Annotated in this window: 14 protein-coding genes; 9 read left to right on the top strand and 5 right to left on the bottom strand. The window is 60.9% G+C overall.

All coding sequences use genetic code 11. The features are described from left to right. Positions 1-36 precede the first annotated feature (36 nt). Positions 37-285: a hypothetical protein gene (locus tag JNM85_01250; protein MBL8086678.1), complete on the top strand. Its 249-nt coding sequence runs from the start codon at positions 37-39 to the stop codon at positions 283-285. A 69-nt stretch (positions 286-354) separates the two neighbouring features. On the opposite strand, the gene JNM85_01255 is transcribed toward JNM85_01250, so the two are convergent. Then, on the bottom strand, positions 355-1,977 hold the full coding sequence (locus JNM85_01255; GenBank protein MBL8086679.1) for a CTP synthase: 1,623 nt from the start codon (positions 1,975-1,977) through the stop codon (positions 355-357). A gap of 45 nt (positions 1,978-2,022) precedes the next feature. Further along, positions 2,023-3,213, bottom strand: a complete 1,191-nt coding sequence (locus tag JNM85_01260; protein ID MBL8086680.1) for a hypothetical protein — start codon at positions 3,211-3,213, stop codon at positions 2,023-2,025. Between the two features lie 46 nt (positions 3,214-3,259). Between JNM85_01260 and JNM85_01265 the strand changes: the two genes are divergently transcribed. The 8 genes from JNM85_01265 (at position 3,260) to JNM85_01300 (ending at position 10,654) form a co-directional block, all read left to right on the top strand. Next, a complete protein-coding gene (locus JNM85_01265; protein ID MBL8086681.1) occupies positions 3,260-4,885 on the top strand; it encodes a hypothetical protein in 1,626 nt (541 codons plus the stop codon). After that, positions 4,882-6,417: a bifunctional phosphoribosylaminoimidazolecarboxamide formyltransferase/IMP cyclohydrolase gene (gene purH, locus JNM85_01270; protein ID MBL8086682.1), complete on the top strand. Its 1,536-nt coding sequence runs from the start codon at positions 4,882-4,884 to the stop codon at positions 6,415-6,417. Before JNM85_01265 ends, purH begins: the two co-directional genes overlap by 4 nt. A 38-nt stretch (positions 6,418-6,455) precedes the next feature. After that, entirely contained in the window at positions 6,456-6,776 is a 321-nt protein-coding gene (locus tag JNM85_01275) for a hypothetical protein (protein MBL8086683.1), read from the top strand. Between the two features lie 18 nt (positions 6,777-6,794). Further along, complete coding sequence (locus JNM85_01280; GenBank protein MBL8086684.1) at positions 6,795-7,061, top strand: DUF370 domain-containing protein; 267 nt, start codon at positions 6,795-6,797, stop codon at positions 7,059-7,061. A 34-nt stretch (positions 7,062-7,095) separates the two neighbouring features. After that, positions 7,096-8,112, top strand: a complete 1,017-nt coding sequence (locus JNM85_01285; GenBank protein ID MBL8086685.1) for a rod shape-determining protein — start codon at positions 7,096-7,098, stop codon at positions 8,110-8,112. A gap of 152 nt (positions 8,113-8,264) precedes the next feature. Further along, entirely contained in the window at positions 8,265-8,930 is a 666-nt protein-coding gene (locus JNM85_01290) for a rod shape-determining protein MreC (GenBank protein MBL8086686.1), read from the top strand. Then, on the top strand, positions 8,927-9,400 hold the full coding sequence (mreD, locus tag JNM85_01295; protein ID MBL8086687.1) for a rod shape-determining protein MreD: 474 nt from the start codon (positions 8,927-8,929) through the stop codon (positions 9,398-9,400). The genes JNM85_01290 and mreD overlap by 4 nt, the downstream gene beginning before the upstream one ends. Before the next feature lie 3 nt (positions 9,401-9,403). Continuing rightward, a complete protein-coding gene (locus JNM85_01300) occupies positions 9,404-10,654 on the top strand; it encodes a Glu/Leu/Phe/Val dehydrogenase (GenBank protein MBL8086688.1) in 1,251 nt (416 codons plus the stop codon). A gap of 30 nt (positions 10,655-10,684) precedes the next feature. On the opposite strand, the gene JNM85_01305 is transcribed toward JNM85_01300, so the two are convergent. From JNM85_01305 to JNM85_01315, 3 genes are read right to left on the bottom strand one after another with little or no spacing between them, the layout of a single operon-like run. Then, positions 10,685-11,158 (bottom strand): EVE domain-containing protein, encoded by a 474-nt coding sequence (locus JNM85_01305; protein ID MBL8086689.1) that lies wholly within the window; start codon positions 11,156-11,158, stop codon positions 10,685-10,687. Positions 11,159-11,206: 48 nt separating this feature from the next. Then, positions 11,207-12,406 (bottom strand): DUF4097 family beta strand repeat protein, encoded by a 1,200-nt coding sequence (locus JNM85_01310; GenBank protein ID MBL8086690.1) that lies wholly within the window; start codon positions 12,404-12,406, stop codon positions 11,207-11,209. Further along, positions 12,403-12,798: a DUF2089 domain-containing protein gene (locus JNM85_01315; GenBank protein ID MBL8086691.1), complete on the bottom strand. Its 396-nt coding sequence runs from the start codon at positions 12,796-12,798 to the stop codon at positions 12,403-12,405. Before JNM85_01315 ends, JNM85_01310 begins: the two co-directional genes overlap by 4 nt. Positions 12,799-12,810: the final 12 nt, after the last annotated feature.

Genomic DNA, 12,810 nt, shown 5'->3' on the forward strand with positions numbered 1-12,810 from the left:
GTTCTGATATCCTAATCGAGGACTGAGTACGACCGCATGCGAATTCGAAACAAAGAGCTTCAAAAGAAGTGGCGCCGCAAAGAGCAGCGCATTAAGGAACTGATCGCCGAGGCGAAGGCCGCCAAGGGCGCGCCCAAGGCCAAGGCCGCTCCGGCCCCGAAGGCAGAAGCCGCTCCGGCTGCTCCGAAGAAGGCCGCTGCCCCCAAGAAGGCTGCCGCGCCAAAGGATGGCGCTGCGAAGCCAGCTGCCAAGAAGCCAGCCAAGAAAGCCGAAGCCGAAGCCTAAGCTGAAAAGATTAAGCACTCCCTGGGCGAAACGCTCGGGGAGTGCTTTTTGCTTTCTGACCGGACTGGCTTACGCGATGCCGACTTTCGCCTGTCGCTTTACGGCCGCTGCGATCAAACCGCTGAAGAGCGGATGGGGTCGGTTGGGGCGGCTCTTGAACTCGGGGTGCGCCTGGGTGCCCACGAAGAACGGGTGGCCGGGGATCTCGACCATCTCGACGAGTCGATAGTCTGGCGATACACCGGAGATGGCCATTCCGTGCTCAATGAGCTTCTCCCGAAAATCGTTGTTGACCTCGAACCGGTGACGGTGTCGCTCCGTGATGCGGGTATCGCCGTAGACCTCCGCCGAGAGCGATCCCGAGGCCAGGTTACAGGGGTAGCTCCCGAGCCGCATCGTTGCCCCTTTGTCAATCACGCCCTTCTGGTCGGGCAGCAGGTGGATCACGGGGTACGGCGTGTTTGGATCGACTTCTTCGCTGTTCGCTCCGGTCAGTCCGCAGACGTTTCGCGCGAACTCGACCACCGCCATTTGCATGCCGTAGCAGATCCCGAGGAACGGCAATCCGGTCTCACGTGCCATACGCACGGCTTCGACCTTTCCTTCGATGCCGCGACCACCAAACCCCGGCGCAACAACCAGGCCGTCAATGTTTCCGAAAACTTGTTCGTGCGGCAGCCCCAATTCGAGCTGGTCACTCTCCACCCAAAGCAGCTCCACCGCCGCTTGGTTGGGAATCCCTGCGTGGATGAGCGCTTCCGAGATTGACTTGTACGCGTCCCCGTTTTGGGTGTACTTGCCAACCACCGCGATGCAGACACGGCGTTGCGGGTTCTTCAGTGTCTGGACGATCTTCTCCCACTCGTTCAGATTCGCTGCGCGTTGTTCCAGAGCCAATCGCTCGACGACGAGCTCGCCCAACCCGGCCGCTTCGTACTTCAGCGGGACCTCGTAAATGGTTTCGGCATTGGTCGATTCAATGACCGCGCGCTCGGGCACGTCGCAAAAGAGGCTGATCTTTTCGCGCACGTCGTCCGGCATGGAGACTTCGGTACGGCAGATGAGGACGTCTGGCGAGATACCGATCTCGCGCAAGGCACCGACGCTATGTTGCGTGGGCTTGGTCTTGATCTCGCCCCACGGACCGACTTGCGGCACAAGCGTCACATGGAAGTACATCGTGTTTTCGGGGCCGACTTCCTTGCGCATCTGCCGGATCGCCTCAAGGAACGGCAAGCTTTCGATGTCACCGACCGTGCCGCCGATCTCCGCAATCACCACGTCCGCCTCTTGCTCTTTGCCAAGGGCGATGATGCTGCGCTTGATCTCGTTTGTGACGTGAGGGATGACCTGGACCGTGCCGCCGAGGTAGTCCCCGCGTCGCTCGGCCTCGATGACCTTCTGATAGATCTTGCCGGTGGTGACGCTACTGCCTGCGGAGCAGCTCACGTCCATAAAACGCTCGTAATGGCCGAGGTCGAGGTCCGTTTCCGCGCCGTCTTCGGTGACGAACACCTCACCATGCTGGAAGGGGTTCATGGTGCCGGCATCGACGTTGATGTACGGATCAAGCTTGAGCGGGGCGACGGTGTAGCCGCGGTTTCGCAGAAGGCGCCCGAGACTCGCCACCGCGATTCCCTTGCCAATCGAACTCACAACCCCGCCCGTAATAAAGATATATTTCGTCGCCATGCCCTTCCCTCGCCAACGTCTGTTGTACCCCGCGGCGGCCTCTTCTCAGGGGGTACGCAGAGCTTCAAAACAACGACGGGCGGCATCGATCAAACGGCTGCTGAAATCGCGGCCGTAGAAGTTCAGCGTCGCCTCGTAGCCGCCGCGGTCATAGTCCTCGGGCAAGAGCATGTACCCCGCCCAACCATTGACATGGCTCACGACGACCACACCTGCGAATCCGCGATTCCTGCCCATGAGTTCAAGCTGCCTGCCCAGTTCGGCACTCGGCTCGCCGGGCACCCCCAGCAGCACCCACGATCCCAGCCGCACGCCTGTAAGGGAGGCTTCCTTGGGCGCAAAAGCGTTTACCACGAGCTTCGCGATGCCGTCCACCACCTTGTAATCACGCGCAAAATCTGGGTGCGGCGCGGGCGCGGGCAAGCTGATTGGAGTGCTGACCACCTTGAGTCGGTCGTCGAGTCGCTGGGTCTCATGACGCCCTGTGACGTCCGCCAAAGCAGTCGCCATCCGGTGGACGCGCTCTGCAGCGGTCGCTCCCTCGGACTTGGGCGAGACGTCACCGATCGACGCGGGAAACATCAGGCCCGCGCCCATTCGCATGAATTCACCCGGCCAGTCCCCGCGCGTTCGAAGTTCGGTCTCGTTGTACAACGTCGCGTGCGCGGCGTACGTCGAGATGGTCTTGGCACCGCCGAAGCTAAAGGTCACTGCGAGCGAGCTCGGTTGGGCAAGCCTGCGACGGCCACGGTTGAGAGTCAATCTCCGCACATCAATCGTGCCTGTCAACCCCACTTGTCTCGGGGCAGTGGCAGCCTCATTGATCGTCTCCGCGATTCGGTCCGCCACCCAGTTCAGCCACTTGCGCTGAAACCGGGCGATCCCCGGAACGTCGAAGTTCATCCGCTCGTTCAGCATCTGGCTGTCGGGCGCGCAGTGGGTGTGCGTCGCGCCCATAAAGAGGGGCAAATCCGGTCCGATCCGGGCTCTCACCTCGCGCACCAAGCTCTCCGGCACAGTGAGCATTTCGAGATTGACAAACGCCACTCGCGCGCTCCCCTCACCCACAATCCGAACGCGACACCGAAGGTCGTCGCCACCGGGAACGAACTTCGCGCCTTGACGTGCCGTGTACCCACCGAGCGGCAACGGCTCTGGCGGCAAAAGCGATGCCTCTGCACCCTGCAGACTCCAGCCGTGAACGGCAGCCAGCAAGCCCAACAGAGTCGCGAACATGAGCTCAGGGTACCCCTGTCTAACCTGCCATAATGACGGGTACCTCATGAGCTTCCAAGTACGTTTGCCCCATGACCTCGTGCGTGTCGAGGCGGGCTCGAAACAACCGATGGCGTTTGAAATAACGCACTCGGGGGAGCAGGCTGATACCTATGAGATCGTCATCGAGGGGCTCGATGTCGAGTGGTACAGCATCCCGGTCGGCACCGTGACCGTCCAGCCGGGCGAGACGATCAAGGAATCGATCTTCCTCAATCCACGGCGCAGCAGCGAGAATGTCGCCGGACTTTACGCCTTTGTCATTCGCGTTCGATCTCTGGAAACGGGTGAGGCGGTCTCGACTCCTGCGTCGTTGCAGATCGAAGCGTTTCACCACCTCAGCGTCGATGTCCAACCGAAGAAGGGCGTCCTGACTCCCGCTCGCAAATCGTGCGAGTTCTCGGTCACCGTCATCAATCTTGGCAACGCAGAGCACACCGTGCAACTGACCGCAACCGACGTCGATGACCAATGCGCGTTTGAATTTGACCCACCCACCGTGACCGTCGGACCAGGACAAGAACGGACGGTCAGCGTCCTCGCTAGCAGCCAGCGACGCCCGCTCCTCGCCAACAGTCGCCTCTTTGGGTTCACCGTCACCGCGCGCAGCAGTTCCAATCCGTCCGTGGTCGCAACGGCCCAAGGCCAGCTCGAACAGCGCGCGCTCGCTTCGCCTGGTGCCTTTTTCGTCGTGCTTGCCGTGCTGCTCATCGTCGGCGCGTGGATTGTCAGCTTCCCCAAGCCCCCGCAGATCCGCGATTTCGTCGTGAGCCCGGAGAGTTCCGAACTGGGTCAGCAGATCAATATCGCGTGGCGGACCGAATACGCGACCAGCATCGAAATCACCGTGGATGGCGCGCCGCTTAAGAAAGCGCTGACGGCAGCGGGCTCATTCGAGTTCAAGCCTCAGGTAGCAAAGGAGTACGTGATCCAGGCGATCGCAGCCAATGGACGGCGCGTCAGCAGTGCGGTCACACGAACCTTGTCCGTGGTCGAGCCGCCACCGACTCCTGAGCCGCGAATCCTATCATTCACCGTGAGTAAGAAGTCCGCGAACGTCGGCGAGCCGGTCATCCTCTCCTACTCGATCAACGACGCGGTGACCAAGGTCGTTCTTGAACCCAAGGATCTGGAGTTGGACCCGCGCCTCAAGACCGTGCAGAAGGAAGTCGTGATCTCTCAGGAAGGGAACAATGAGTTCACCCTGACCGTGTTCAATGCCGCAGGCCAGACAGATCGCGCGACCGTAAGCGTCAAGGGGGTCAAGGCGAGCGTCGCCCGGATCATCGCCTTCCAGGCGATTCCCCAAGAGGTCCAAGATACGACTCAGCCCGTAACCGTGAGTTGGCAAGTGCTGAACGCCGTGCGCGTCGAACTCGTCATCAACGGCGTGCCGGAGCTCCTGACGACTTTGAGTGGAACCCAAGTCATCGCCATCGCCAAGACATCGAAGATCGTCCTCCGAGCCTATGACGCCGAAGGCTTGACCGTCACCCGCGAAGAGACCGTGTCCGTCGTTCCCAAACCGACCCCTGATCCGAACCCACCGATCGGTCCTGATGGGCTCCCCAAACAGCCTGAGCAGGGTCCACCGACCTCGCATCCCGAAACCAAACCCCCTACTACCCCATGAGCAAACGCGCCCTTCTTTCCGTCACCGACAAGTCGGGTGTCCTTGAGTTCGGTTGTGCTCTGGCCGATCTCGGATTCGAGCTTGTAAGCACCGGCGGCACCGCAACGGCGTTACGCAACAGTGGTCTCGAAGTCCGGGACGTCGCCGACGTCACTGGCTTTCCGGAGATGCTGGATGGCAGGGTAAAGACGCTCCATCCGCGGGTCCACGGAGGGTTGCTCGGTAACGTCCAGATCGCCGATCATCGCGCCCAGATGGAAGCGGCCGAGATCGAGCCGTTTGAAGTGCTCTGCGTAAACCTTTACGCCTTCGAAGCGATGGTCACCCAGCCGCACTCACTTGCCGAAGCGGTGGAGTCCATCGACATCGGCGGGCCAGCCATGATCCGCGCCGCCGCCAAGAACTTTGAGAACGTCGCGGTGGTGGTCGACCCAAACGATTACGCCCTCGTTGTCGAAGCAATCCAAGCTGGCAGCCTCGACGCCCTGAAGCCGAGACTCATGGCCAAGGCGTTCCGCCACACCGCGTTCTACGACTCCATGATTGCGCGCTACTTCTCACGCGTCGCGGGCGAGCCGGAGCTCACGGATACCTTGACCCTGGGACTGCGCAAATCCATCGGCCTGCGTTACGGCGAGAACCCCCACCAAGAAGGTGCATTGTACGTCGATCCGTTTGGCAAGCCGGGCATCGCCTCGGGCAAGCAGATCTGGGGCAAAGAACTCAGCTATAACAACATCCTCGATGCCGACGCCGCGTGGGAGTTGGTGGCCGACTTACCGGCGAATGCGTGCGCCATCATCAAGCACGGCAACCCGTGTGGTGCCGCAGTCGGCACGGACTTCGGGCAGGCTTACAACAGCGCGCGCGAGTCCGATCCGATCAGCGCATTTGGCGGGATCGCCGCGTTCAAAGGGATCGTCGATCGCGTCGCTGCAGAAGCGATGACGCAGAAGGGCAACTTCCTCGAAGTCGTCATCGGCACGGATTTCACCGCCGAAGCACGCGAGTTGTTCGAGACCCGCGCGGGATGGGGCCAGAGCGTGCGGCTCATCATCGCCGCGTTGCCGAGCAACGATGCTGACCTGACCTTCCGATCGGTCCGGGGCGGCGTTCTCGTCCAGTCGCTGGACGAAGATCCCGCGCAACCGTGGCGAGTGGTCAGCGCGCGCACTCCGAGCGAGGACGAAATGGCCGCACTGAGACTCCAATGGGCGATCGTCCCGCATGTGAAGTCCAACGCCATCGTGATCGGAAACCGCGAGCGGCTACTCGGTGTGGGGGCCGGGCAAATGAACCGCGTGCGCAGTGTTCGGCTCGCACTGGAGCAAGCGGGTGAACTCTCGCAGGGGGCGGTTCTCGCCAGCGATGCGTTCTTCCCATTCCCTGACAGTATCGAGACCGCGGCAAGCGCGGGAATCACCGCGATCGTACAGCCCGGCGGCAGCAAAAAGGATCAAGAAGTGATTGACGCCGCGAACGCTCACGGAATCGCGCTCGTCTTCACGGGCATAAGGCACTTTAGGCACTAAGTTTCTTGTAGAATAGAGCGTCAAAGGATTTATTACCGATGAAACAGAACGACTGGATTGTGATTGGGGTTTGCGGCGTATTCGCGATTGGCATGGTGGTGGTTGCGCTGACCCAGGCCCGAACACCGGAAACTCCCGCAAAGCCGACCGTGGTCCCCACGGCTAAGGTGGAAATTCCCGCACCTGCACTAACGATGGCTAACGGCTTGCCTGGCGGCTCGGATCAGCAGGGAGGAGGAGGAGGCGGAAGCCTCGCGGGCGGCGGTGCTCCCGGCGGTGGCCCGGGCGGCGGACTGTCCAGCACTTCTGACGCGGGCGGCAAGGGCGGCCTCGGCTTCTCGACGACGGAAGGCCGGTAAGGCAGCCGCAACCGATCAATGCCCGTACCTCCCGTCTTGAACGTGGGGTTCTACAATTTTGTGATGACCGACAAAATTGTAGCGCTGATCAGTTGTGACTCCGCGCCGATGCGTCGGCTAATCCAGACATTGCGCAAAACGGGTGCAGTCATTGATGCAACTCAGGGGCGCCGGACGAAGACCGTGATCTTCACTTCGGGTAGCGAAGTCGTGCTATCCGCACTGGGCCAGGAAACGCTGGCCAAACGGTTGAGTTCAGGAGATGCCCTAACGGATGAAGAGTAATGGTCGCGGATTTTTCTCGTCGCTAACGGCGGGAATGCGGCGCGATGTCGGAATTGACCTCGGCACCGCCAACACGCTTGTCCATTTGGGCGGACGCGGCATCATCCTGCGCGAACCCAGCGTCGTCGCCATCAACAAGGACACCAAGGAACTGCTCGCCGTCGGCGAAGAGGCCAAGCGGATGCTCGGTCGAACCCCCGCCTACATCGTCGCATCACGCCCGCTCCGCGATGGCGTCATCGCCGATTACGACAGCACCGAGTACATGCTGCGCGAGTTCATCAAGCGCGCGGCCCGGCGACCCGCCTTCTTCGTCACCGTCGTCGTCGGCATCCCCAGTGGCGTCACCGAAGTCGAACGGCTGGCGGTCATCGAAGCGGCCAAGAAGTCTGGCGCATACCGAGCGTACGTCATCGAAGAGCCCATGGCGGCGGCGATCGGCGCGGGCATGCCCATCGAAGAGCCGATTGGGAACATGATCGTGGACATCGGCGGCGGCACGACTGAAGTCGCCGTGATCTCGCTCGCTGGCATCGTGCACTCTCGATCCGTCCGCGTGGCGGGAGATGAACTCGACGAGTCCATCGTCAGCTACGTGCGCAGGGCCTACAACCTCTTCATCGGCGAACGAACCGCGGAACAGGTGAAGATGGAGATCGGCAGCGCCTACAAGCTTGAGCAAGAATTGACGATGAGCATCAAGGGTCGCGACTTGGTGAGCGGACTGCCGCGCAGCGCGACCATCAGCAGCGAAGAGGTTCGCGCAGCCATCGCAGAGCCCGTCAGCATCATCGTCGAAGCGATCAAGCTGACCTTGGAAGCGACTCCCCCCGAGCTCGCCGCTGATGCCATGAACAGCGGCATCATGCTCGCAGGAGGTGGGGCCCTTCTCCGAGGACTCGATACGCTCATCTCCTTGGAAACGGGAATGCCCGTGCACATCGCACCCAATCCCCTCGACTGCGTCGTCATCGGCACGGGCAAAATGCTGGAGCTAGTCCACGATAGCCCTAGGATTCGGCGCATGCTGGAGAAAGCATCGAAAGGTTAGATCGAACAAAACTCTCAGATTTCGCCTGGCTGGGGGTGTGTATTCTGCTCGGGATATTGCTCGGCCGTGTGCAGAATTCGGCGCGCAGTGCGGGCCGAATCGACCCTTTTTCAAGTTCTGTTCAAGCCCTGGTCGGTGGCCCCTCCTCGTGGATGCGATCCAGCCTGATCGGAATGTCAGATTGGACCTCCAGCGTTTTTCGCGCTGGTGCCCTCCGCGCTGAAGTCACCAATCTTCGCCAATCCAAGGCGGCTGCCGATCTATACAACGAGCGGGTAACGGAACTCGAAGATCAGATCGAGTCGCTCAACGCGCTTCTGAAGCTCCCTCCCACCGTCGGCAAGACTCGGGTTCCCGCCGTCGTCACCGGCTACTTCCCCACCGAACTGCGGATGACGCTCAATGTAGGTTCCAAACAAGGCATCGAACGACGCATGCCGGTCATCACCGGGACGGGTCTGCTCGGCGTCGTAGATGCCGTGAGTGCCAATGCTTGCCAGATCGACCTCATCAGCTCGTTCCAACTCCGCGTCGGTGCGATGGTCCTCAGCCGCAACGACCCCACCGCACCCGCCATCGCCGGTTTGCTCCGGGGTGAAGGCGGAGAGCGGCTGGTGCTTGAGTTCGTCGAGACTTCGGCAGAGATTGAGCCTGGCGATCTGGTTGTCACAAGCGGCTATTCGGACAAGACCCCCCGCGGTATCCCGATCGGGCGCGTCACCGAGGTCCGAAAAGACGAGGATTACGGCAGCCGCAAAGTAAGCGTGGCCGCTATGACTCGGCTCGGTGAATCCCGCGAGGTGTTTGTCCTGAAATGAGCGGGCCGCTGGGAATCGTAGTTTGGATGATCGGCGCAGCCATCCTGCAGTTCGGGCTGGCGCCGAGCCTGAACCTCTGGGGCATTCGCCCAGACTTTCTGCTCGTGTTCCTGGGTTGCTTTGCGCTTCGCACGCGACCGTCCGCAGGGGCAGGGCTGGGATTCTTCGCCGGGCTCGTGCAAGGCGCAATGGCGGGGGCGAATACCACCCACTACATACTCAGTCGCAGCATCACCGGGTTCGTCGTCTCGCTCTCCCGGCAATCCGGACTGGAGTTTGGTCCGGTCCTGACCGCGCTTACGGTCATGGCCACGACGATCGTTGCCCGAATCGCGTTCATGTTTGGAGCCGCGCCCCCCGGCATCGGCGAGTTCCTAAAAGATACAATATCTATGGCGATTTACAACGGCGTGCTCGCCCTGCCCGTGTACCTGGTCACCAGGAACGTGGGCAAGCCGAAGAAGGTTTGATCTATGAGTGGAAAATCAGTATTAGAGATGGCTCGCGAGCAACTCTCGGTTGCCGCTGAGCTCTTAGATCTTGACTCGGGCCTCCGAGATGTTTTGGCCCGCCCGAAGCGACAGCTGATCGTTAATTTTCCGGTCGTGCTGGACAGTGGCGAAGTCGAAGTTTTTGAGGGATATCGAGTTCAACACAACTTGACCCGAGGTCCTACGAAGGGCGGTATTCGCTACCATCCCGACGTGGACGTCGAAGAAACGACTGCCCTGGCCATGTGGATGACTTGGAAGTGCGCAGTCGCCAATCTCCCCTATGGCGGTGCCAAAGGATCGGTGAAAGTCGATACCAAGCGCCTGTCGATTCGAGAGTTGGAGAAGCTCACGCGCCGCTTCGCGACCGAAATCAACATCGTGATCGGTGAGCGCGGCGATATCCCCGCCCCCGACATAGGCACCAATCCCCAAGTCATGGCATGGATCATGGACACCTCGTCCATGCAGCATGGCTACACAGTCCCCGGTATCGTCACGGGCAAGCCCATAGAACTCGGCGGTTCGGAAGGACGCGTCGAAGCCACCGGTCGCGGCGTCATCGTCGCTGCCGAAGAGGCTGCCAAGCAAATGAATATGGACCTGGGAGGTGCCCGAATCGTCGTGCAGGGCTTCGGCAATGTCGGTGCGGTCGCGGCAAAACTCGCAGCCGAGCGCGGCGCGATCGTGGTCGGTGTCAGCGATGCCCGCGGCGGTATCTACAATCCCAAGGGCCTGCCGATCGACGATCTGTACCACCGGTACAACGGCAAGGAAGGCGGCATTCGCGAATTCACCGATGCCGAGCAGGTCAGCAACGAGGAACTCCTTGAGCTGGATTGCGATGTCCTGATCCCGGCTGCAATCTCGCAGCAAATCCACAAGGACAACGCGGGCAAGATCAAGGCGCGGCTGATCGTCGAGGGTGCCAACGGCCCCACGACTCCCGATGCAGATCACATCTTCTCGGATAAGGGCGTCTTCGTAGTTCCCGATATCTTGGCCAACGCTGGTGGCGTCATCGTCAGCTACTTCGAGTGGGTGCAAGACCTCCAGAACTTCTTCTGGGACGAAGGCACCGTGAATCAAAACCTCGAGCGAATCATGCGCCGGTCGTACCACGACGTGCACAGCATGATGGCGACCCACAAGACCGATATGCGCACCGCAGCGCTCATGATCGGTGTCAAGCGGGTTTCCGACGCGACGATGAAGCGCGGCATCTTCCCCTGATCTCTCAGAGGAACCGCAAACTCAGGAGGCTCAGCCGTTCTTCGGCGGGGCCTCCGCCAATTTTTCGACCTTGCGCCACTCGTCTTCGGTCACCGGCATCACGCTCAAACGCTGGCCACGCTGAACCACCAGCATCGCTGCCAGCTCAGGCGTCGCTTTGATCTCGGCAAGGGATATGACCCGCGGAAACTTCTTCACGAACTTCACGTCAACGACCATCCAGCGCGAACCGTCGGGCGGAGCTTTAGGGTCGTAGTACTCGCTCGTGGGATCGAACTGCGTGGGATCGGGGTATCCGCCCCGCACGATCTCCATCACCCCCACGATGCCAGTCGGAGCGAGGTTGGAGTGGTAGAAAAAGGCGAGATCGCCTGGCTGAAACTGGTCGCGGAAGAAGTTCCGGACCGTGTAGTTCCGACACCCCTCCCACATGTTCACCCCATCGCGCTCAAGGTCGTCGATAGAGTAGGTATCGGGCTCGGATTTCATCAGCCACCATCTCATGGCCGAAGTGTATCCCGGGGGGCAGTTTCCCGCCCCCCAGGTAGCGCATCAAGCGCTGTGGATGCGCTGACGAACAGTGATGTCGCCGGTGATTGCGCTTACGTCGAGCGTCCCCGTACCTTCACCGAGCGTCCCGGTGATACGGCGCTGATCGCGCTGGACGTCCTGCATGTCCAACACACAATCGACGGTCCCGCGCAGGGTAGACAGAGTCACCCGCACGTCCGAGCCGTCCGCGATGCCGATCGACGCGTTCCCTTGGACCGACCGGACCGTCACCGTCCCTGAGATCGGAGTGCTCAGGTCCATCGAGATGTCTCCCGACACGGCCTCCAGGCTGATCGAGCTACCAGAGCAGTTCACAAGCGAGAGATCTCCGGACGCCGTGCGTAGGTTCAAAGCTCCAGTCACGTTTTCCAGCTTGACACTGCCGCTCTTGTCCTCGACCACCACCGTAGTGCCGGTCACGTCTTTGAGAAATACGTCTCCGTGCGAAGTCGTGACTTCGACCGCGCCCTCGACGCCGCTGATCTTGACGTCACCGCTGTTGCTGGCGACTCGGCAAGGTCCGTGCGTCCCGTCCACGTCGATCGAACCGACCTGTCCGCGGACGTCCACATGTGCCTTCACCGCGAGATGAATCTCCAAATCCGCTGTGATGTCGGAGCTGTCCGGGTGGCGGATCGTGACCGATCCATCGTTCTGCTCAATGACCGGCGAATACTCTTCGGCTCGCTTCTTAGCCTCCTCGGCCACTCCTCCGCGCACCTTGGCACGGGCGATGAGCTTGGTCTTCTCGGCCCCACCGATCACGCGGACATCGCCCACGCGGTTTTCGACTTTCACGAGCCCTCCCTCGGCAACCTCGAACTCCAGCTCGACGTCTTTGCGTTCGGTCGCGCCAAAGATATCAAAGCTAATGCGCCCTTGCTTCACGCCTTCGACCGCATGCTTGATTGCCTCTTGGCCTTTGGTCACGCCGGTCTTCACCTGCGACGCGACGTCTTGCCAGTTGACCGACTTCGCGACCTCTTTACCAATCTTCTCGATCGATTCGATGATCCCGGCAAAAGGATCCTTGGCGTCGTTTGGCAGCGGTGGAGGCGTCGTGTTCGTGGTCTGCTCAGTCGATTCGGCGGCTCCGTCGCTGGTGCCGTCGAAGGCCTCCATGAGCTCGGCGGCATCCTCGGGCGAGAGCTTGCCCTCCTGGACCAGTTTCATAATGCGTCGTACTTCTTCTTTGTTCATGAACTCACTCCACGCAGGCGCTCTTTCGCCTCTTGAGCGGTGATTTCGCCCCGCTCCAACGCCTCGATCACGTGCAACTTCTCCGGGTTCGGGCTCTTCTCGGGCTTCTCGACAGGGGTCAACTCCAACGATTGGAGCAGCGCGTCCAATCGCGCCTTGACGGTCGGATAGCTCAGGCCCAATTCGCGCTCTACGGCATTGATCACGCCGCGACATCGCAGAAACGTTTCGAGAAGATGGTATTGCTCCTCGTCAAGCTGCAACATCCGCGGGATGTCGAACCGGGACCGAATCGTCACATCCCCGTCGATGGTCTGCAGCTCGGTGATCGCGAGCGGCTTTCCAGAGATCGGGTCCTTACTAGGAATCGGTCGATGTTGATAAGATTTCATCGTGCCTCCATG

Source organism: Chthonomonas sp., assembly GCA_016788115.1.
In the GTDB taxonomy this organism is placed as follows: domain Bacteria; phylum Armatimonadota; class Fimbriimonadia; order Fimbriimonadales; family Fimbriimonadaceae; genus UBA2391.

What these genes read in the sequence shown, in the direction of transcription:
- JNM85_01255 (MBL8086679.1), bottom strand. Translation starts at nt 1,977, where the DNA reads ATGGCGACGAAATATATCTTTATTACGGGCGGGGTTGTGAGTTCGATT.
- JNM85_01305 (MBL8086689.1), bottom strand. Translation starts at nt 11,158, where the DNA reads ATGAGATGGTGGCTGATGAAATCCGAGCCCGATACCTACTCTATCGAC.
- JNM85_01285 (MBL8086685.1), top strand. Translation starts at nt 7,096, where the DNA reads ATGCGGCGCGATGTCGGAATTGACCTCGGCACCGCCAACACGCTTGTC.
- JNM85_01310 (MBL8086690.1), bottom strand. Translation starts at nt 12,406, where the DNA reads ATGAACAAAGAAGAAGTACGACGCATTATGAAACTGGTCCAGGAGGGC.
- mreD (MBL8086687.1), top strand. Translation starts at nt 8,927, where the DNA reads ATGAGCGGGCCGCTGGGAATCGTAGTTTGGATGATCGGCGCAGCCATC.
- purH (MBL8086682.1), top strand. Translation starts at nt 4,882, where the DNA reads ATGAGCAAACGCGCCCTTCTTTCCGTCACCGACAAGTCGGGTGTCCTT.
- JNM85_01260 (MBL8086680.1), bottom strand. Translation starts at nt 3,213, where the DNA reads ATGTTCGCGACTCTGTTGGGCTTGCTGGCTGCCGTTCACGGCTGGAGT.
- JNM85_01265 (MBL8086681.1), top strand. Translation starts at nt 3,260, where the DNA reads ATGAGCTTCCAAGTACGTTTGCCCCATGACCTCGTGCGTGTCGAGGCG.
- JNM85_01275 (MBL8086683.1), top strand. Translation starts at nt 6,456, where the DNA reads ATGAAACAGAACGACTGGATTGTGATTGGGGTTTGCGGCGTATTCGCG.
- JNM85_01280 (MBL8086684.1), top strand. Translation starts at nt 6,795, where the DNA reads ATGCCCGTACCTCCCGTCTTGAACGTGGGGTTCTACAATTTTGTGATG.
- JNM85_01315 (MBL8086691.1), bottom strand. Translation starts at nt 12,798, where the DNA reads ATGAAATCTTATCAACATCGACCGATTCCTAGTAAGGACCCGATCTCT.
- JNM85_01290 (MBL8086686.1), top strand. Translation starts at nt 8,265, where the DNA reads ATGCGATCCAGCCTGATCGGAATGTCAGATTGGACCTCCAGCGTTTTT.
- JNM85_01300 (MBL8086688.1), top strand. Translation starts at nt 9,404, where the DNA reads ATGAGTGGAAAATCAGTATTAGAGATGGCTCGCGAGCAACTCTCGGTT.
- JNM85_01250 (MBL8086678.1), top strand. Translation starts at nt 37, where the DNA reads ATGCGAATTCGAAACAAAGAGCTTCAAAAGAAGTGGCGCCGCAAAGAG.